This is a genomic window from Streptomyces pactum (genome assembly GCF_016031615.1).
GTDB lineage: Bacteria > Actinomycetota > Actinomycetes > Streptomycetales > Streptomycetaceae > Streptomyces > Streptomyces pactus.
This window is the reverse complement of record NZ_JACYXC010000001.1, coordinates 6,952,758-6,972,275: the sequence shown is the minus strand read 5'-3', so window position 1 is coordinate 6,972,275 and position 19,518 is coordinate 6,952,758. Positions and strand designations below refer to the sequence as shown.

General features: G+C 76.0%; 9 protein-coding genes. 1 reads left to right on the top strand and 8 read right to left on the bottom strand.

Annotated features, from left to right (window positions below; translation table 11 throughout):
• Positions 1-13: 13 nt before the first annotated feature.
• Positions 14-958: a LysR family transcriptional regulator gene (locus tag IHE55_RS27565; protein ID WP_197991511.1), complete on the top strand. Its 945-nt coding sequence runs from the start codon at positions 14-16 to the stop codon at positions 956-958.
• On the opposite strand, the gene IHE55_RS27560 is transcribed toward IHE55_RS27565, so the two are convergent.
• The 8 genes from IHE55_RS27560 to IHE55_RS27525 all read right to left on the bottom strand — a co-directional run bounded on the left by IHE55_RS27560 (position 953) and on the right by IHE55_RS27525 (position 18,225).
• Positions 953-2,134, bottom strand: a complete 1,182-nt coding sequence (locus tag IHE55_RS27560; protein ID WP_307826839.1) for a L,D-transpeptidase family protein — start codon at positions 2,132-2,134, stop codon at positions 953-955. The two genes, IHE55_RS27565 and IHE55_RS27560, sit on opposite strands and share 6 nt — an antisense overlap.
• Positions 2,135-2,588: 454 nt before the next feature.
• Positions 2,589-3,056 carry a winged helix DNA-binding protein gene (locus IHE55_RS27555; RefSeq protein WP_197991510.1) on the bottom strand — a complete coding sequence of 156 codons (468 nt, stop codon included), beginning with the start codon at positions 3,054-3,056 and terminating at the stop codon, positions 2,589-2,591.
• Positions 3,057-3,405: 349 nt separating this feature from the next.
• Positions 3,406-5,244 (bottom strand): FAD-dependent monooxygenase, encoded by a 1,839-nt coding sequence (locus IHE55_RS27550; RefSeq protein WP_197991509.1) that lies wholly within the window; start codon positions 5,242-5,244, stop codon positions 3,406-3,408.
• The gene (ubiG, locus tag IHE55_RS27545; protein WP_197991508.1) at positions 5,231-6,025 is read right to left on the bottom strand and encodes a bifunctional 2-polyprenyl-6-hydroxyphenol methylase/3-demethylubiquinol 3-O-methyltransferase UbiG; all 795 of its coding nucleotides are present in this window, start codon (positions 6,023-6,025) and stop codon (positions 5,231-5,233) included. Before ubiG ends, IHE55_RS27550 begins: the two co-directional genes overlap by 14 nt.
• A 37-nt stretch (positions 6,026-6,062) precedes the next feature.
• Positions 6,063-7,913, bottom strand: a complete 1,851-nt coding sequence (gene asnB / locus IHE55_RS27540; RefSeq protein ID WP_197991507.1) for an asparagine synthase (glutamine-hydrolyzing) — start codon at positions 7,911-7,913, stop codon at positions 6,063-6,065.
• Position 7,914: 1 nt separating this feature from the next.
• Positions 7,915-8,445: an SRPBCC family protein gene (locus IHE55_RS27535; RefSeq protein WP_197991506.1), complete on the bottom strand. Its 531-nt coding sequence runs from the start codon at positions 8,443-8,445 to the stop codon at positions 7,915-7,917.
• 38 nt (positions 8,446-8,483) lie between these two features.
• Positions 8,484-9,149: a class I SAM-dependent methyltransferase gene (locus IHE55_RS27530; protein ID WP_197991505.1), complete on the bottom strand. Its 666-nt coding sequence runs from the start codon at positions 9,147-9,149 to the stop codon at positions 8,484-8,486.
• Between the two features lie 10 nt (positions 9,150-9,159).
• Entirely contained in the window at positions 9,160-18,225 is a 9,066-nt protein-coding gene (locus IHE55_RS27525) for a type I polyketide synthase (RefSeq protein ID WP_197991504.1), read from the bottom strand.
• Positions 18,226-19,518 lie beyond the last annotated feature (1,293 nt).

Genomic DNA, 19,518 nt, shown 5'->3' with positions numbered 1-19,518 from the left:
AGGGTGGGCCGGCGTGGATCTCGAAGCCGTACGCACCTTCGTCGCCGTCGCGGACGCGGGCCGGTTCCAGGATGCCGCCGCCGGCCTGTCGGTCACCCAGCAGGCGGTCTCCAAGCGCATCGCCGCACTGGAGCGCGACCTGGCGGTGCGCCTGTTCACCCGCACGCCCCGCGGCGCCCGGCTCACCATCGACGGCCAGGCGTTCCTGCCGCACGCCCGGGAGCTGCTGCGGGTGGCGGAGCGGGCGGACGCCTCCGTCCGCCCCGGCCGGCGCGCCCTGCGGGTCGACGTCGTCAACCGGCGGATCGTGACCGCCGGGCTCCTCCAGGACTTCTACCGGACGCGCCCCGGGCTGGAGCTGGACGTGGTGACCCTGGACGCGGACGTCGAGGGCGCGGTCGCCGCGGTGGAGGCCGGGACGATCGACGCCACCTTCCACGCGGTCCCCCCGCGGCACCACCTGCCGGAGGTGATCCGCACCGCCCGGGTGATCGAGGAGCGGCACGAACTGCTCACCGGGCCGCGCCACCCGCTCGCCGGCGCCCGTGCCGTCACGCCGGGGCAGCTCGCCGGGCACCGGATCTGGATGCCCGGCCTGGACGCCCGGGGCGAGGTGGCGGACTACTACGAGGAGTTCGCCGCCGTCTTCGGGCTCACCATCGACGTGGTGGGACCGGTGTTCGGCAACGAGGCGCTGCTGGCCGAGATCGCCGACTCCGCGGACCTGGCGACGCTGGTCGGCGAGGGCTCGCGGTATCTGTGGCCGGACCGCTACGACCTGCGGCGGATCCCGGTGCGCGACCCGGCGCCGCTCTACCCGATGTCACTGATCTGGCGGGCGGACAACCCCCACCCGGTGCTCCCGGAACTGCGCGGCCACCTGCTCTCCGCGCGCCGGGACCGGCCCGGCGCGGACGTCTGGCTGCCGGCCTGGGGGCACCGGGCGGTGGGGTCATGAGTCGCGCAGGGCGCTCCGCTTCTGCCACTGCTCCCAGGTCTCCTGCCACACCTCCAGGCCGTTGCCGACGTCGGTCTTGTTGGGGTTGGTGGTGCCCTTGACCTCGACGGTGGAGCCGATGGTGAGGAAGTCGTAGACCTTCTTGGCGTCCGCGGTGGTCATGCCGAAGCAGCCGTGGCTGTTGTTGACCTGGCCCAGGGACTTGTTCCACGGGGCGGAGTGCAGGAACGTGCCGGACGCGGTGAGGTGGGTCACCCACTGCGAGTCCAGCATCCACTGGTCGCCGTAGCCGATGGTGGAGGAGTCCATCGTCTCGGCGGCGTTCTTGCTGCGGACGGTGTGCACGCCGCCGCGGGTGGGGTCCTGCGGGGAGCCCGCGGAGCCGGTGACGCTGCCGACCTCCCGGCCGTCCTCGTACATCGTCAGGCGGTGCCCCGGCACGTCGATGACGGCCCTGCGGTCGGCGCCGATGGTGAAGCCGAAGTCGTAGTCGCGGACGAACCAGCCGCCGGCGTCGCCGGAGCTGATCCCGGACAGGGCGCCGTTGACGGACACCTTGGTGCCGCTCGGCCAGTAGTCCTTGGGGCGCCAGTCGATCCGGTCCTTGCCGGAGTAGTCCTTCACCCAGCCCCAGGCGCCGGTGACCGCCGGCCGGGTGGTGACCTTCAGCGCCTTCTCGATCTCGGCCCGCCGGTCCTCGGCCACCGGGTGGTCGAAGAGGATGGATATCGGCATGCCGGTGCCGACCGTCTGGCCGCCGTTGGGGGTGTTGGTGAGCTTGTTGACCTTGTCGGCCCTCTCGGTGGTGAAGGACGTGGTGGCCGACGCCTTCCGGCCCCCGGACGAGGTCGTCTCGGTCCGGACGGTGTAGGTGGTCGACGGCCGGATCTTGCCGTCGGAGGTCCAGGAGGTGCCGTCCCCGGCGAGCCGGCCGCCGACCGCGCCCCCCTTGTGGTCCTCGACCTTCACCGAGGTCAGCTTGCCGCCGGTGGCCCGGACGGATATCGGCCGGCCGAGTTCGGCCGCCTTGTCGCCCGCGGCGGGGGTGACGGTCACCTTGGCCGGCGGGCCGTCGGCCTTCGGGGAGTCGTCGCCCCCGGAGCACGCGGTGAGCAGGCCGGCCGCCGCCAGGGCGGGCAGCAGCCGGACGGGGCGGCGACGAAGTGCGGCGTGCACGGGTGGGTCCCTCCAGAACAGAGCGCTGATCGGTGGCGGGACCCGCCCTCCGGAGGGAGGGGGAGCCGGTCGCGGCTGCCGTGGCGCCCGCCGTCCATTCAGAGGGGGCGGACGGCGCGGAGGTTGTCCGGCACGCCGCCTTTTTCTCGGCACCGGACGGTTCGTCACCGCGCCGGGCGACCGCCACGGGCAACGGATGACGGGCCCGGTGCCGGCGCCGGCCGGAGCCGGGGGCGCCCGGCCGGCCGCCGGTCCGGCCCGGAAGGCCCGCGCCCGACGTCCTGGCGTGGGGCCGCCGGACCGGCGGGCGCGATGGCCGGCGGACGGCCGGCCCGGACCGCCGGACCGGCCGGCCGGGATTCCGGAAGGCCGGTCCGCGGGCCGGGGCTCCGGGGCCCGCCGGAGGTACGGCGCCCGGGGTGCCGGCGCCCGGGTTCCGGCGCCCGGCGGGGCGTCAGACGCCCCGGTCCGGCAGGTCGCCGTCGCCGCCCAGGTTGGCGACCATGCGGCGCAGGACGTTGATCGTGGTCACGAAGTCGGCGGTGGGGATGCCCTCGTGCGTCTGCCGGTGCACGCGCCGGTTGCGTTCCGCGGCGCGCAGGCGGCCCGCCTCCCCCTCCCCGGTCAGCGTCATCCGCCCCTCGTCCTCGGTCAGCCAGCCCCGCCGGAGCAGGTCGTCGTAGACACCGTCGAAGTCGGTGTCCTGGTCGTCGTAGCGGGCCAGCCGCTCGGTCAGCGCGGCCCGCGTCCACCGGCCGGGGGCGCCGGCGACGTGGTTGAGGGTCCACCAGTGCGGCTGCGTGAGGTCCTCCACCGCCAGCTGGGCGCGGAGCGCGCCGACCACCCGCCGGTAGGCCTCTCCGCTCCACGCGCCGATGGGCTGGGCGGCCAGTTCCTCGGACGGGTACTCCTTGAGCGCCATGTTCGGCTGCCCCCTTCGGTGTGTTCACGGGTGGGGGACGAACGTAGAACCTCATCCATGGTTGAGGTCAAGGCGCGGCCGGGCGCGTACCGCGCGGGCCACCGGGGCCGCACGCCATGGGTGTGCCGGCGGCCCGTTCGCGTGGCAGCAGGACGCGCAGGGACCGGGCGGTGAGCGGACGGGCGCGGAGGTCCGGACCACGAACGGGCCCGGCCGTACGCGGCCCGGAGGCGTGCGGCCTTGCTACGTGACGCACGCGGCCCGGAGGCGTGCGTCCCCGGCGCGTGACGCGTACGGCCCGGACCGCCGGGCGGGGCGGTCCGGGCCGTGGGCGGCGGGTGCCGCGGGGTCAGCCGGCGGCGGGGCCGGCCGCGTCCGCCGCCGGGGCCGTGCCCGGCCCCTCCGCCCCGGGGGTGGCGGAGGGGTGGCACAGCAGCCGGGCCATCACGGCCGGCAGTTGGTCGGCCGCGTCCGCGGTGGCGGCGCGCCAGCCGACGTGCCCGTCGGGGCGCACCAGGACGCCGCCGTCGGCGGCCACCTCCCGGACCCGCTCCCACTGGCCGTACGGGTCGCGGAGCGCCTCGCCGGGGCCGATGCCGCGCACCGTCACCGGCACCCCGGTCAGCTCGGCGGCCGCGCGGGCCGCCTCGTGCCAGCGTCCGCCGCCGGGCCCGGTGAGCAGGACGAAGCGGCCGTGCCCGGTGACGTCCAGGGTGGAGCAGCGGCGCCGGCCGTCCTCCAGCCAGGCGTGCGGCAGCCGCGCGCCGGGCCAGGTGGTCGCCCGGTAGTACAGCTCGGGATCACCGTCGGGCAGCGGCTCGGGGGTGCCGTCGGGGACGACGGCACCGGACCGGTAGCGGTACCCCAGCTCCACGCCGTGGGCGTTGACCTGGTAGTTGATCTGCCCGGTGGCGGCGGCCAGCGCCTCGCGCCGGGCCTGGCCCTCCTTGGTGTCCTCCTCCAGCTCCCGCAGCAGCCGCCACTGCTCGTCGGCGTCCTGGCCCTCGGCGAACCCCAGCGCCTGCGCGACGCCGTGCAGGTCGAGCATGGAGCGGAAGGCCCGGTCCACCGCCTGCGCGCCGACCGGTTGGCGTTCGCTCTGGTAGGTCTCCAGCAGCCCGGGGCCGGCCCGGCCCTCCAGCACCAGCCGGAGCTTCCAGCACAGGTTGAAGGAGTCCGCGAGCGCGGTGTTCAGGCCCAGGCCGTTGGTCGGCGGGCTCTGGTGCACCGCGTCGCCGACGCAGAACACCCGGCCGACCCCGTAGCGGGGCGCGATGGTGCTGCTCAGCGCCCACGGGGAGATGTTCTTGATGGTGACCGGCACGGAGGAGTCGCCGATGCTCTCGACGATGCGCGCGCGCATCGCCTCCGGGTCGTTCTTGTCGAAGCCGCCGTCCGGGTCGTCGGCGCAGAGGAACACCCACTCGTTCCACGGCCGGACGGAGATGAAGACCCGCATGTCGCCGGGGCGGTCCCCCGGCCGGGTGCCCATGTAGAGGATGGCGGGGCGGTGCGCGCTGAAGCGGGACAGGTCGGCCTCGAACCAGGTGGAGACGGCCCCGGCGAAGCCACTGGGGCCCTCGACGGTGAGTCCGAGCTGTTCCATGACCCGGCTGCGGGCCCCGTCGGCACCGATGACGTAGTCGGCGCGCACGGTGTACTCGCGGCCCGAGTCCCGGTCCGCGACCCGTGCCGTGACGCCGTCCTCGTCCTGTTCCAGGCCGCGGAAATCCTGCCCGAACCGCAGCTCTCCGACGCCGGCCTCCTGGACGGCCGCCGCCATCAGCGGCTCCATCAGGTGCTGCGGGAGGTTGCACATCGGGGCGGGGCTGGCGGCGCGGTAGTCCCCGATCCGGTCCGGCCCGTTGCCGTACGCGTCGAGCCGGCTGATCTCCGCCCCGGCGAAGGTGGTCATGAAGACGTGGTTGGCCAGCAGGTCCGCGGGGGCCGCCTCGGCCAGCACCCGGTCGGCGACGCCGAGGTCGCGCAGGATCTCCCCGGTGCGCTGGTTGAGCAGGTGGGCGCGCGGGGTGTGCGCGGTGCCCGGGTGCCGGTGCACCACCAGGTGGCGCACCCCGTAGCGGGACAGGGCCAGGGAGGCGGCCAGACCGGCCGGTCCGGCCCCCACGACGAGGACCGGCACCCGCACGTCGGGGGCCGTCCGGGACGTGCCGTCAGCGGCCGGCATGGGCGCTCCCTCCCGTCTTGTGGGCGTATCCGGCGTAGATGATGGAGGTGTCCTTGTTGAGGGCGAGGCCGAACTGGCGGCCCAGTTCGCCGTAGGTGATCTCGCCGCGGGCGCGGCTGCGCAGCAGCCGCATGACCTCGCGCTGCGGGCGGCTGGAGCCGAAGCCGACCAGGTCCCGGTTGTCCAGGCCGTGCTTGGCGAACAGGGCGTGCAGTTCGGACGGCTTGATGAACTGCTTCCAGTCGTGCAGGTTGCGCGGGGCGAAGCTGACGGACTTCCAGTCCTGGGCGACCTTGATCATCACCAGCCAGGAGCGGAAGGTCCGGTTGATGGTGTCGTAGAGGTAGTAGCCGCCGGGCTTGAGGACCCGGACCGCCTCGCCGACCGCCTGGTCGGGGCTGGTGACGTGTTCCAGGGTGTCGCAGCAGTAGACCAGGTCGAAGGCGCCGTCCGGGAACGGCAGCCGCTCGGCGACGCCGTGCCGGTACTCGATCTCCAGCCCCGACTCCCGGGCGTGCTCGGTGGCCGCCGCCAAGGACTCCTTGGACGGGTCGATGCCGGTGACCTTGCAGCCCGCGGCGGCGAACTGTTCGGCGAGCAGCCCGCCGCCGCAGCCGACGTCCAGCACCTTCAGGCCGGCGAGGTCCATCCGCAGCCGCTCGGTGAGGACGGTGTGGAAGTAGCGGAACCGCGCCGGGGTGAACTCCTTGAGCGTGGCGAACGGCTGGTCGTCGCGCCACCAGGCGTCCGGGGCGTTGTACAGGTCGTTGTCAACGGCCATGTCGGAGGTGCTCCTTAGAAACGGAAGGAGGAGGGGGTCAGGAGAGCTTGACGGCCGGCCGCCGGATGTCCAGCCAGACGGCCAGGTCCAGCACCCGCTCGAACGCCTCGCGCTCGTCGCGCTGGACGGCCTCGGCCGGCCCGCCGGCGGCCTTGCGCAGGGCGGCCGCGTCGAAGAAGTCCACGGCCTGGTGCCCGTCCGCCAGCCGCTCGGAGACCTGGCGCTGGAGCTCGGCGACGTACGCCAGCTCCTGGGTGTGCGGGTACAGGGCCTTGGTGCGGTCGGCCACCGACGCCGGGAGGGCGTCGCGGACCGCGGCGCGCAGCAGGCTCTTCTCCTTGCCGTCGAAGGTCTTCATCGCCCAGGGGGTGTTGAACACGTACTCGACCAGCCGGTGGTCGCAGAACGGCACCCGCACCTCCAGGCCGACCGCCATGCTCATCCGGTCCTTGCGGTCCAGCAGCATCCCCAGCAGGCTCGTCAGGTGCACGTAGCAGTGCTGCCGCATGCGGCGCTCGTGCGGGTCCTCGCCGTCGTGGCCGGGCACCTGGGCCACCGCCTCGGCGTACCGCTGGGCCCAGTAGCCGGGCACGTCCAGGGTGGTCAGCAGCAGTTCCGGGTCGATGAGCTTGGTGGGGTGGCCGGAGGGGTTGAGCGTGGAGGCGGTCACCCAGGGGAACATGTCGGCCTGCTGCACGGCCGGGATGTGGAACCAGGGGTAGCCGCCGAAGATCTCGTCGGCCGACTCGCCGGACAGCGCCACCGTGGAGTGCTCGCGGATGGCCTTGAAGAGCAGGTACAGCGAGTTGTCCGCCTCGCCGAAGCCGAAGGGCAGGTCGCGGGCGCCGACGGTGGCCTGCCGCACCTCGGGGTTGGCCAGCTCCTGGTGGTCCAGCCGGATGTCCTGGTGGAGGGCGCCGACGTGCTCGACGACCTGACGGGCGAACGGGGCGTCCTGGGTGGCGCGCAGTTCGTCGTCCGTCCGGAAGCCGCCGCTCTGCACGAAGTCGACGGTGAAGGAACGGACCTGTTCGCCGCGCTCCCGCAGGTGGCGGGCGGTCAGCGCGGTCAGCGCGCTGGAGTCCAGGCCGCCGGAGAGCAGGACGCACAGCGGGACGTCGGCCACCAGCTGGCGGGCCACGATGTCGTCCAGCAGCTCGGAGATGCGCGCGACGGTGGTGGGGGTGTCATCGCGGTGCTCGGCCACCTCCAGCTTCCAGTACACGTGCTCGCGCAGCCCGCCGCGGTCCACCGTGACCAGCGCGCCCGGCTTGACCTCGTGCATGCCGGACCAGACCGAGTGGCCGGGGGTCTTGACGAAGCCGAACAGCTCGCGGAAGCCGTCGGTGTCCACCACCGCCTCGGCCAGCGGGTGGGCCAGGATGGCCTTGGCCTCCGACCCGAAGAGCACCCCGTCCTTGGTGGGGTAGTAGTAGAGGGGCTTGATCCCCAGCCGGTCCCGCAGCAGCACCAGCCGTTCGGTGCGGCCGTCCCAGATGCCCAGGGCGTACATGCCGTTGAGCCGTTCGGCGACTGCCTCGCCCCACTCCAGGTAGCCGCGGAGGACGACCTCGGTGTCGCTGGCGGTGCGGAAGGAGTGGCCGCGGCGGCGCAGTTCGTCGCGGAGCTCGGTGAAGTTGTACGCCTCACCGCTGTAGGTCATGGCGACCGGGCCGTCCGGCGTCTCCACCACCATCGGCTGGGTGCCGCCCTCGATGTCGATGACGGCGAGCCGGCGGTGCCCGAGCGCGGCCGACCGGGACACCCAGGTGCCCTCGGCGTCCGGGCCGCGGCAGACCATGGTCTCGTTCATCGCGCGCAGCGAGGCCAGTTCCCGGTCGTCCGCCAGGTTCCGCTGGAAGGAGATCCAGCCGGAGATCCCACACATGTCAGTTCCCCTTCGCCGTGAAGTCGCCGCCCGCGCCGGCGCGGCTGATCATGAAGTCGCGCAGTCCGTCGATGTGTGACCGCCCCGTGGGGGCGAAGAAGAACCGGTCCAGGGGGCCCTGGAGGAAGTTCCACGGCCGCCGCAGCTGGGCGGCGAAGCGCCAGCTGAACCGCGACCCCTGCGGTGTCGGCTCGACGAGGTAGTCCTCGACCAGGTGCTTGAAGATCGGGCGGGTCGCCTCGACGCCGGTGAAGGTCTTCCGGCGTCCCTCCTCCCAGCGGAAGAAGCGCTCCCGGAGCAGGAAGTTGCCGCTCATGTCGATCTGCCTGGTGGTGCCGACGCCGAACGGCCGCGGCGAGGTCCAGGTGAGCTTGTTCATGCCCTTCGTCCAGCTCGACACCTCGTCCCCGGTGAGCGCGGCCCAGGTCTGCTCGGCCGGGAAGGGGATGTCCACGGAGCGGGCGTGGCGCAGCGGCGCCGTGTCGAGGAAGGATTCGTCGGCCTCGTCGATCGCGTACCAGCGGGTGCCCACGGGCGAATTCCTTTCGTAGCGAGGGTTCACCGGCGGGGTCAGCCGGCGGCGGTGCGGGCGCGGAACAGGCCCACGCTGCCGCGCACCACCAGCTGGTGGCTGGCGAAGTGCTTGTCGAGCTGGTCGCGCAGGTCGTCGAGGCTGTCCTCCTCGTTGTGGAAGATGCCCTTGGCGTTGAGGTTGCGCATGAGCCAGCGGCCGGCGCCGGTCACCGGGACTCCGGAGGAGAGCACCGTGCTGCCGAACACCACGCCGCCGGGCTTGACCACCTCGGCGGCGTGCGCGAACACCACGCCCTTCTCCCGCAGGCTGCCGGGGATGCAGTGCAGCAGGAAGCTGAGCGCGACCGAGTCGTGGAAGCCCTTGGGCAGCGGCAGCGGTTCCAGCGCGTTGGCCACGACCTTGGTGGTGTGGTACTGCTTCAGCCGCTCGGCGGTGAAGTCCAAGGTGGCGGGGTTGAGGTCGACCAGGGTGATCCGCGGATCGGGGACCGGGAAGTGGCAGTGGTCGAGGAGGTAGCCGGTGCCGACGCCGATCTCCACGTGCTCGGCGCCGACGCAGGTGTCGTACATCTTCAGGAAGTTCCGCGACGGGCAGCGCCAGAAGAACGGAGCGCTGCCGCGGTGGACCATCAGGTCGTAGAAGGCGAGGGCGCGCTTGTGGTAAGGGGCCTGCCCGTCCAGCACGTCCTGGTCGATACTCATGTGTCGCCTTTCACTCGGGGCGGGAGGTGGACGCGAGCCAGTCGGTGACGGCCCGCATGGTCGGAGCGCTGTGCTCCCGGATCACGGTGAAGTGGTTGCCGGGGACGTCCACCGCGGTGTGGTCGAGCCGCCAGGAGGCCCGCCAGTCCTCGGCCGGGTAGCCGGGGAGCGGGTCGGTGGCCCGCACCAGCAGGGTCGGGGTGGCGATGGCCTCGGGCTCCCAGGGCTCGAAGAGCCGGTCGTAGCCGCCCATCGCGGTGAGCGCCAGGTCGTCCCACCGCTCGTCCGCCGCGCCGGGGGCGTCCCCGCGGGCGCCGGTGAGCTGCCCGGCGATCGCGGCGTGGATGCGGGGCAGGACGGTGCTGCCGGGCCAGTAGCTGTCCAGCAGCACCAGCCCCGCGGCCGGGGTGCCCCGCTGTTCCAGCCACGCCGCGACCGCGTGGGCGATCCAGCCGCCGGAGGAGTGCCCCAGGATCGCGAACGGCCGGTCGCCGGCCTGCCGCAGCACCTGCCGGGCGTGCAGCCGGACCAGCGCGGCGGTGTCCGCCGGGAGCCGCTCGCCGGCGGCGAACCCGGGGGCGGGCAGCGCCCACAGGTCGCGCCGGCGGTGGACGGCCGCGGCGAGCCGGGCGTACTGCCGGGCCGAGGAGCGGCCGGCGAAGGACGGGAAGCAGTGCAGGGCGGGTCCCTGCGGGCCGCGGGAGAGACGGACCGGGGCGGGGGCGGCCGGCGGGTCCGCCGCCGTGGCCTCGTCGGCGCCGAAGGCGGGACGGAACTCGGAGGCGGCCATCAGCAGCTCCCGGACCCGCCCGAACCGGCCGAGTTCGGCGGCCCGCAGCGCCAGCGCGGTCAGGGTGCCCTCGGGCGGGCCGTCCGCCGCGGCGGGGCCGGCCGCCTTCGGCGTGGTGCCGCGCTCCCCGGGCGCGGTGCCGCCGTCCGTCCGCGCCTCGTCCGGGCCGGCCGGCGGCGCGTCCGGCGGGCCGGCCGTTTCCAGGCCGGCGACCAGGTGGGCGGTGAGTTCCTTGAGCGTGGGGTGTTCGAAGACCAGGGAGGCGGCGAGCGGCAGCCCGGTGGCGGCCCGCAGCCCGTCGCGCAGTTCGGTCGCCGCCAGCGAGTCGAAGCCCAGCTCGGGCAGTCCGGTGCTGTTCTCCACCTCTTCGGTCGTCGGGTGCCCCAGCACCGCGGCGATGTGCGCGGCCGCCAGTTCCCGTACCGCCTCGTCCCGTTCGGCGGGCGGCAGCTCCGCCAGCCGCCGCCGCAGCGCGGCGGGACCGCCGGCCGCGGCGGTGCCGGGATCCGGGCCGGCGGGTGTGGCGTCCGGTACGGCGGTGCCGGGTGCCGCCATGGACCACTCGGGCCAGTACCGCTGCCGCTGGAAGGGGTACGTCGGCAGCTCCACCAGCGGGCCGCGGGGGCCGTCCGGGCCGTCGAACACGGCCCGCCAGTCCACCGGGACGCCGTGCGCGTGCGCCTGGGCCAGGCCCAGCAGCAGGGCGGCGGGTTCGGGGCGGTCGCGCCGGAGCAGCGGCACCGCGGCGGCGGGCGCGCCGGTGTCGGTCAGGCAGTCGGCGACCAGGCCCGAGAGCACTCCGCCGGGGCCCAGTTCCAGCCAGCCGGTGACGCCGTCGGCGGCCATCCGGCGGACTCCGTCGCCGAAGCGGACCGCCTCGCGCAGATGGCGCACCCAGTACTCGGGCGTGCCCAGTTCCTCGCCAGCCCGGTCGCCGGTGAGGTTGGAGACCAGGGGTGTGCGCGGGGTCCGGTAGGACAGTCCGGCCGCGACCCGGCCGAACTCCTCCAGGACGCCGTCCATGAGCGGCGAGTGGAACGCCCGCGACACCCGCAGGCGCTTGGTCCGGCGGCCCTGTGCGGCGAGGGCGTCCGCGATCCGGGTCACCGCGGCGGCGTCGCCGGAGAGCACCGTGGCCCGCGGCCCGTTGACCGCCGCGACGGACACCAGGTGGGCGACGTCCGCCAGCAGCGGTGCCACCTCGTCCTCGGGCGCCTCCACCGCGATCATGGCCCCGTCGGTGCCGGTGCCGTCCATCAGCCGGCCGCGCGCCGCGACCAGCGCGCAGGCGTCCTCCAGGGAGAGCACCCCGGCCACGTGCGCCGCGGTCAGCTCGCCGATCGAGTGGCCGCTCACCCGGTCGGGGACCACGCCCCAGGACTCCAGCAGCCGGGCCAGCGCCACCCCGAGGGCGAACAGCGCGGGCTGGGTGCAGACCGTCCGGTCGAGCAGGTCCGCCGCCGCGGTCCCGGGGTCGGCGAACATCACCTCGCGCAGCGGCCGGCCGAGGTGCTCGGCGAGGTGGCCGTCGAGCAGGCCGCAGACCTCGTCCAGGGCGTCGGCGAACACCGGGAAGGCGGCGTGGAGTTCGCGGCCGGCGCCCGGCCGCTGGCTGCCCTGGCCGGGGAAGAGGAACGCGGTCCGGCCGCCCTGGGCGACGCCGCGCACCAGACCGGGGGCGACCCGGCCCGCGGCCAGCGCGTCGAGCCCGGCGAGCAGTTCCTCCCGCCCGCCCGCGACGACGGCCGCCCGGTGCTCCAGCGCGGAGCGGGTGAGCGCCAGCGAGCGGCCGACGTCCACCGGGCTCGCTCCGGGCCGTTCGGCCAGGTGGTCGCGGAGCCGTGCGGCCTGGGCGCGCAGCGCCGGCTCGCTCCGGGCGGACAGCAGCCACGGGACGGCGGAGGGGGGCAGCGGTGCGGCGCCCGGCGACGGCGCCGCGGCGGTGCCGGACGCGTCACCCGACGGCCCGCCGGTCGCCGGTGCCTCCTCCGCCCGTGCCCGGGACGCCCGCCCGCCGGCGCCGGCGGGTTCCGGCTCCGGGATCGGGGCCGGGTCGGGGGCCTGTTCGATGATGGCGTGGGCGTTGGTGCCGCTGACGCCGAAGGAGGAGACGCCGGCCCGGCGCGGACGGCCGGTCTCCGGCCACGGGACCGGCCGAGTGAGCAGCGAGACCGCGCCCGCGGACCAGTCCACGTGCGGGGTGGGCTCCTCGGCGTGCAGGGTGCGCGGCAGCGTGCCGTGCTCCATCGCCAGCACCATCTTGATCACCCCGGCGATGCCGGCGGCGGCCGCGGCGTGGCCGATGTTCGACTTCACCGTGCCCAGCCACAGCGGCCGGTCGGCGGGCCGGTCCCGGCCGTAGGTCGCCAGCAGCGCCTGCGCCTCGATCGGGTCGCCGAGGGGGGTGCCGGTGCCGTGCGCCTCCACCGCGTCCACCTCGGCGGGCGCCAGCCGGGCGTTGGCCAGCGCCTGGCGGATCACCCGCTGCTGGGCGGGTCCGTTGGGCGCGGCCAGGCCGTTGGACGCGCCGTCCTGGTTGACGGCGGTGCCCCGGACCACGGCCAGCACCGGGTGGCCGTTGCGCCGGGCGTCCGAGAGCCGCTCCACCAGCACCACCCCGGCACCCTCGGCCCAGGCGGTGCCGTCGGCGGCGGCGGAGAAGGCCTTGCAGCGGCCGTCGGGGGCCAGCCCGCGCTGCCGGCTGAAGCCGATGAACGCCAGCGGCGTGCTCAGCACCGTCACGCCGGCCGCCAGCGCCAGCGAGCTCTCACCGCTGCGCACCGACTGGCAGGCCAGGTGGAGCGCGACCAGCGAGGACGAGCAGGCGGTGTCCACCGTGACCGCCGGCCCCTCCAGGCCGAAGGTGTAGGCCAGCCGTCCGGAGATGACGCTGGCGGCGTTGCCGGTCAGCGCGTAGCCCTCGACGCCCGCGGCCGACGCGCCGATCATCAGCTGGGTGTAGTCCTGGCCGCTGGAGCCGGCGAAGACCCCGGTGCGGCTGCCGCGCAGCGAGTCGGGCGCGATCCCGGCCCGTTCGAACGCCTCCCAGGCCGTCTCCAGCAGCAGCCGCTGCTGCGGGTCCATGGCGAGCGCCTCGCGCGGGCTGATGCCGAACAGGGCGGCGTCGAACCGGTCCGCGCCGGCGATGAACCCGCCCTCGCGGGTGTAGGTGCGGCCCGGGCGGTCCGGGTCGGGGTCGTAGACGGCGTCGATGTCCCAGCCGCGGTCGGCGGGGAACTCCGAGATCGCGTCGCCGCCGCCGTCCACCAGCCGCCACAGGTCCTCCGGGGAGCCGACGTCGCCGGGGAAGCGGCAGGCCATGGCCACGATGGCGATCGGCTCGTCGTCGGCGGCGGCCGGGGCCGCGGCGGCCGGTGCGGCGGGTGCCCCGTCGGTGCCCAGCAGGTCGGTCAGCAGCCGGCGGCCCAGCTCCCGCGGGGTCGGGTGGTCGAACACCGCGGTCGCCGGCAGCCGCAGTCCGGTGACGGCGTTGAGCCGGTTGCGCAGCTCCACGGCGGTCAGCGAGACGAAGCCCAGCTCGGTGAACGGGCGGTCCGGGGCGACCGGTTCCTCGGTGCCGAGCACCGCCGCGATGTGGGTCTCCAGCAGTTCGACGACGGCCCGGTCCCGTTCGGACGCGGGCAGCCCGGCCAGCCGGCGGCGCAGCGCGTCCGCCGCGGAGCCGGTGCCGTCCGCCGCGTCACCGTCGGTGCCGGTCCCCTGCCGGGCCTGTGGCACCGCGCTGATCAGGGCGCCGCCGCGGGCCGCGGTGAACAGCCGGGCGAAGTGCGGCCAGGCGATGTCGGCGACCAGGACGGAGGTCTCGTCGTGGTCCAGGGCCTGGCCGAGGGCGGCCAGCGCCGCCTCGGTGGCCAGCGGGGTCCAGCCGCCGCCCGGCCGCCCGTCGTCCTCCTCCGGCCGGTCCCCGGGCTCCTCCCACGGTCCCCAGGCCACCACGGTGGCGGTGTGCCCGGCCGCGCGGCGGTGCCGGGCGAGTGCCTCGTACGAGGCGTCCAGGGCCGCCCGCGCGGCCCGCCCGGGTGCGCCCACGGTGCCGGCGGCGGAGGCGTACAGGACGAACGCGGACAGGTCCCGGTCCGCGGTCAGCTCGTGCAGGTGCCACGCGCCGGCCAGGGCGGGGCGCAGCGCCCGCGTCAGGTCCTTGGGGGTGAGTCCGTCGAGGCCGCCGCCGGCCGCCGGGCCGGCGGTGTGCATCACGGCGGTCGGTGCCCCGTCCTCGCCCAGGCCGTCCAGCAGCGCGGCCAGCGCGTCCCGGTCGGCGAGGTCGCAGGGGGCGAGCGTCACGGCGACGCCCAGCCCGGTCAGTTCGCGCTCCAGCTCCGCCGCCCGGGCGGGGTCCGCGTCCGGGCGGGTGATCAGCACCAGCCGCCCGGCGCCTTCGCGCGCCAGCCAGCGGGCGGTGTGCGCGCCCGGTTCGCCGGTGGCGTCGGTGACCAGTACGGTGCCCTCCGGCCGCCACCGCCGCGGGGCGGTGCGGGCGCCCGCGGGGGCGCGCAGCAGCCTGCGGACGAAGACCCCGGCCTCGCGTACCGCCACCTCGTCCTCGCCGGTGGCGCCGGCCAGCACGGCCGGCAGGAGGGACCACGCGGCGTCGTCCCGCGCGGAACCGCCGCGCGCCGGGGGGAGATCGATCAGGCCGCCCCACCGGTCGGGGTGCTCCAGGGCCAGCACCTGGCCCAGGCCCCACACCGGTGCCCCGCCCGCGTCCGGTGCCGGGTCGGCGTCCCCGGCGGTCACCGCGGACCGGGTGACGCACCACAGCGGGGCGGTGACGCCGGCGTCGCCGAGCGCCTGGACGAGCGCGACCGTGGCGGCGAGCGCGCCGTCCCGGGCCACCGCCCGGTCGGCCGGGCCGCCGGACCCGGCACGGTCCCCGGGCCTGTCGGAGCCGGCGGGCACGGCGGAGTCGTCGGGTACGGCCGGGCCGCCGGACCCGGCACCGTCGTCCGGCACGGCCAGCAGGGACAGGACGCCGGCGATCCCGGTCCGGTCCGCGGCCGCCGCGCGCAGCCGCCGGGCGAGCGCCGCCCGGTCCGCCGCGTCCGCCGGCACGAGTTCCACGGTCCGGGCGCCGGCCCCGCGCAGGGCGGTGGCGACCGCGGCCGCCCGGTGCCCGGCGGTGTCCCGCGGCTCCCCCGCCTCCGGGGCGCCGGAGGCTCCCGGCGCGGCGGGGACCACCAGCAGCCAGTCGCCGGACAGCCGGGCGGCCGCCGGGTCGGGGACGGCGGCGGGCCGCCAGGCGACCCGGTAACGCCGGGCGTCCGCGGCGGCGCGCGTCCGGCCGCGGTCCCGCCACGAGGAGAGCACCGGCAGCAGCGAGGCGAGGGTGGACCGCTGGTCGTCGTCGGCGATGTCCAGCGACTCGGCCAGCCGGTCCAGGTCCTGGCGCTCGACGGCCTCCCAGAAGCCGGCCTCGGTGGGGTCGTCCGCGGCCGGCGGGCCGCCGGCCGCCCCGCCGGACACGGTGTCCACCCAGTACCGGCGGCGCTGGAAGGCGTAGGTGGGCAGCAGGTGCGGGTCCAGCCGGCCGGGTACGCCGGCGAAGGCCGCGGTCCAGTCCACCGCCACCCCGCGGGTGTACGCCTGGGCCACCGAGGTCAGGAAGCGCGCCCAGCCGCCCTCGTCGCGGCGGAGCGAGCCCACCACCGGCCCGGGGGTGTCCGCGGCGTCCAGCGTCTCCTCGATCGCGGCGGCGAGCACCGGGTGCGGGCTCATCTCCGCGTAGGCGGTGTGGCCCTGCTCCGCGAGGGCGCGCACCGCGGGTTCCAGGAGCACGGTCCGCCGCAGGTTGGTGTACCAGTAGGCGGCGTCCAGCGCGGTGGTGTCCAGCCAGTCCCCCGTCACGGTGGAGAAGAACGGCACCTGGCCCGCGCGGGGGGACACCGGCGCCAGGGCCGCGGCGAGGTCGTCCTCGATGGCCTCGACGTGCGGTGAGTGGGAGGCGTAGTCCACGTCGATCCGGCGGGCGCGTACGCCGTCGCGCTCGCAGGCGGTGAGCAGTTCGTCCACCGCGTCCGCGTCGCCGGAGACGACCACGGCGGCGGGACCGTTGAGCGCAGCCACCGTCAGGCGGCCGTCCCAGGGGGCCAGCAGCTCCTCCACGTCCGGGCGCGGCAGGGCGACGGAGACCATGCCGCCCCGGCCGGCCAGTACGCCCAGCGCCCGGCTGCGCAGCGCGACCACCCGCGCGCCGTCGGCCAGGGACAGGCCGCCGGCCACCACGGCGGCGGCGATCTCGCCCTGCGAGTGACCGACCACCGCGGCCGGTTCGACGCCGAAGGAGCGCCACAGTCCGGCGAGGGAGACCATCACGGCCCACAGCACGGGCTGCACCACATCGACCCGGTCCAGGCCGGGCGCGCCGGCGGCGCCGCGCAGCACGTCGGTCAGGGACCAGTCCACGAACTCGGCGAGGGCGGCCTCGCACTCCTGGACGCGGGCGGCGAACACCGCCGAGGTGTCCAGCAGTTCCACCGCCATGCCCGCCCACTGCGCGCCCTGGCCGGGGAAGACGAACACCGGGCGGTGGGCGTCCGTGGCCCGGCCGGTGACCGCCGCGGCGCCGTCCGCGCCCCCGGCGAGGCCGCGCAGGGCCGCGACGAGTCCGTCCCGGTCGGCGGCGACCACCACCGCCCGGTGTTCCAGCGCGCTCCGGGCGGTGGCCAGTGACCGGCCCACGTCGGCGGGGTCCAGCTCCGGGTGGGCGGCGGCGAAGTCGGCGAGCCGGCCGGCCTGGGCCCGCAGGGCCCGTTCGTCGCGGGCCGACACCAGCCAGGGCACGACGCCCCGGGCGGCCGGGCCGGCCTCGGCCGCGCCGCCGGCCGCCGTCTCCCCGCTGGCCGCGGGCCCCGCACCGGCGGCCGTCTCCCCGGTGCCCTCCGGCGGTGCCTGCTCCAGGATCACGTGTGCGTTGGTGCCGCTGACGCCGAAGGAGGAGACACCGGCGCGCCGCGGACGGTCGGCGTCCGGCCAGTCCTTGGGCTCGGTGAGCAGTTCGACCCGGCCGGCGCTCCAGTCGACGTGCGGGGACGGCGCGTCGACGTGCAGGGTGCGCGGCAGCCGGCCGTGGCGGATGGCCTGCACCATCTTGATGACGCCGGCGACACCGGCTGCGGCCTGGGTGTGGCCGATGTTGGACTTCACCGAGCCCAGCCACAGCGGCCGGTCGGCGGGCCGGTCCTGGCCGTAGGTCGCCAGCAGCGCCTGCGCCTCGATCGGGTCGCCGAGCGCGGTGCCGGTGCCGTGCGCCTCCACCGCGTCCACGTCGGCGGCCGACAGCCGGGCGTCGGCCAGCGCCTGCCAGATCACCCGCTGCTGGGACGGGCCGTTGGGCGCGGTCAGACCGTTGGACGCACCGTCCTGGTTGACGGCGGAACCGCGCACCACGGCGAGCACCGGGTGCCCGTTGCGGCGGGCGTCCGAGAGCCGCTCCACCAGCAGCAGGCCCACGCCCTCGCCCCAGCCGGTGCCGTCGGCGGCGGCCGCGAACGCCTTGCACCGGCCGTCCGGCGACAGCCCCCGCTGCCGGGCGAACTCCACGAACATCCCCGGGGACGCCATCACGGCCGCACCGCCGGCCAGGGCCAGTTCGCACTCGCCGCGGCGCAGCGCCTGGCAGGCCAGGTGGAGCGCCACCAGCGAGGACGAGCAGGCGGTGTCCACCGTGACCGCCGGGCCCTCCAGGCCGAACACGTAGGACAGGCGGCCGGAGATCACGCTGGCCGCGCTGCCGGAGAGCAGGTAGCCCTCGAAGTTCTCGGTGGCCCGCTGGAGGAGGGCACCGTACTCCTGGTGGCCGGTGCCGACGAACACCCCGGCCCGGCGGCCGCGCACCGCGGCGGGGTCGATCCCGGCCCGTTCGAACGTCTCCCACGCCGTCTCCAGCAGCAGTCGCTGCTGCGGGTCCATGGCGAGCGCCTCGCGCGGGCCGATGCCGAAGAACCCGGCGTCGAAACGGTCGGCGTCGTAGAGGAATCCGCCCGCGCGCCCGTACGTCTTGCCGGGGGCGTCGGGGTCGGGGTCGTACAGGCTCTCCAGGTCCCAGCCGCGGTCGGCGGGGAAGTCGGAGATGGCGTCGCGGCCGTCGGCGACCAGCTGCCACAGCCCCTCGGGGCCGTCGACGCCGCCGGGGAACCGGCAGGACATGCCGACGATGGCGATGGGCTCGCCCTCGACCGACTCCCGTTCCTGCAACCGGCGGCGGGTTTCGGTGAGCTCGACGGTAACCCGCCTGAGGAAGTAACGGAGCTTCTCGTCATTCTCCACGCTGACACCTTCCCTCGCTGCCTGCTGCCATCAATTCGCCGGGCGTCGTGGCCGCCGTGCACGTCGTGGCCGCCGCCCCGCCGCATCCCGCGGCGGTTCCTTGTCCGAGGTACCGGGTTGCTGCTCGTCGGGGTCCGGGCCCGTTCATCCGCCGCCGCGTCCGGTCCGCCGCGCGCGGATGCCCCGCCGCCGCTCCGCGCCCCGGTGGCCGGGGTCCGCGCCCGTCCGCACCGGCGGCAGCGGTCGGCGGCGCCGAACCGGTGCGCCGCACTCGCGGCCTGACGGGCCGTCGGGCGAGCGGGCCGGTGGCGCCGGTGCCGGTGGGGCGTCGCCGGCGTGGTACGCGTCCGGGGCCGGGCGCCCGGCCGGGGTCCGGGGCAGGTGGGCGGTTCCGCCGCCGGGCGCTCTCCCGCCCGGGTCGGGTCCGGGGGTGTCCGGGTCCGGCCCGGGGGCGTACCGGCCGGGCGCCCGGCCGTACGGGCCCCGCCCGCGGTCGTCCGGTCCGGGCGCGCCGGCACGTGGGGTGCCGCCGGCCGGGGTGGCGGGCTGCCTCCGGTACCGCCCGGGCGGCCCGGCGGCCGGGACCCCGGCGGCGCCCGCGGGGAGCCGGGTGCGACCGGCGCCGGACCTCACCGAGCCTCGCCGCCGCGGGCGGCCGGCCGGGCGGACGGACCGCCGGAGGTCCGTCCGCGGGGTGGTCCGGTGTCCGCCGCCGCGGGGGGCCGGCCGGTGCCGCGCGCACCCGCCACCACGTCACCCGCACGTTCGCTCATCTCAGCCGCCACGCCTTCCGATGTACGCATCGAACAGGTCCTTGCTGCCAATCGACCGCTACCGCGAGGAAGGCACCCGGCGTCGTTCCGCACCGGGGCCACACGTCCGTGTTTCCCCAGGCCAGGAAGCGATTTGACACGAGTGTCCTGTCCGGCTTGCGCAGCCTATCCCGGTGCTCTTGGCGCCCTCTTGGACATCGTTGGGCGTCCCACGTACCCGTCCGGCGAGCGGGGCCGGCGGACACCCGGGCCCCGTGCGGCGGGCGGCCCCACCCCCCCCTCCCGGCCGGCGCACAGGCCGTGGACCGGAACGCCGGACCGGCCCGGCAAGAGCCGTGGAACGGGCGGGGAACGGACCGGAAACGGGCCGCGGAACGGACTGCGGAACGACCGGGGGCCGACCGGGAACGGGCCGTGGGACCGCAGCCGGTACGGGAGCGCCGCCGCACCGCCCAACAGCTGCTGCCGCAATCCTTTTCACGTCCTTGCAGGCGGAAGAACTCCGCTCCTTCCTGGGCGT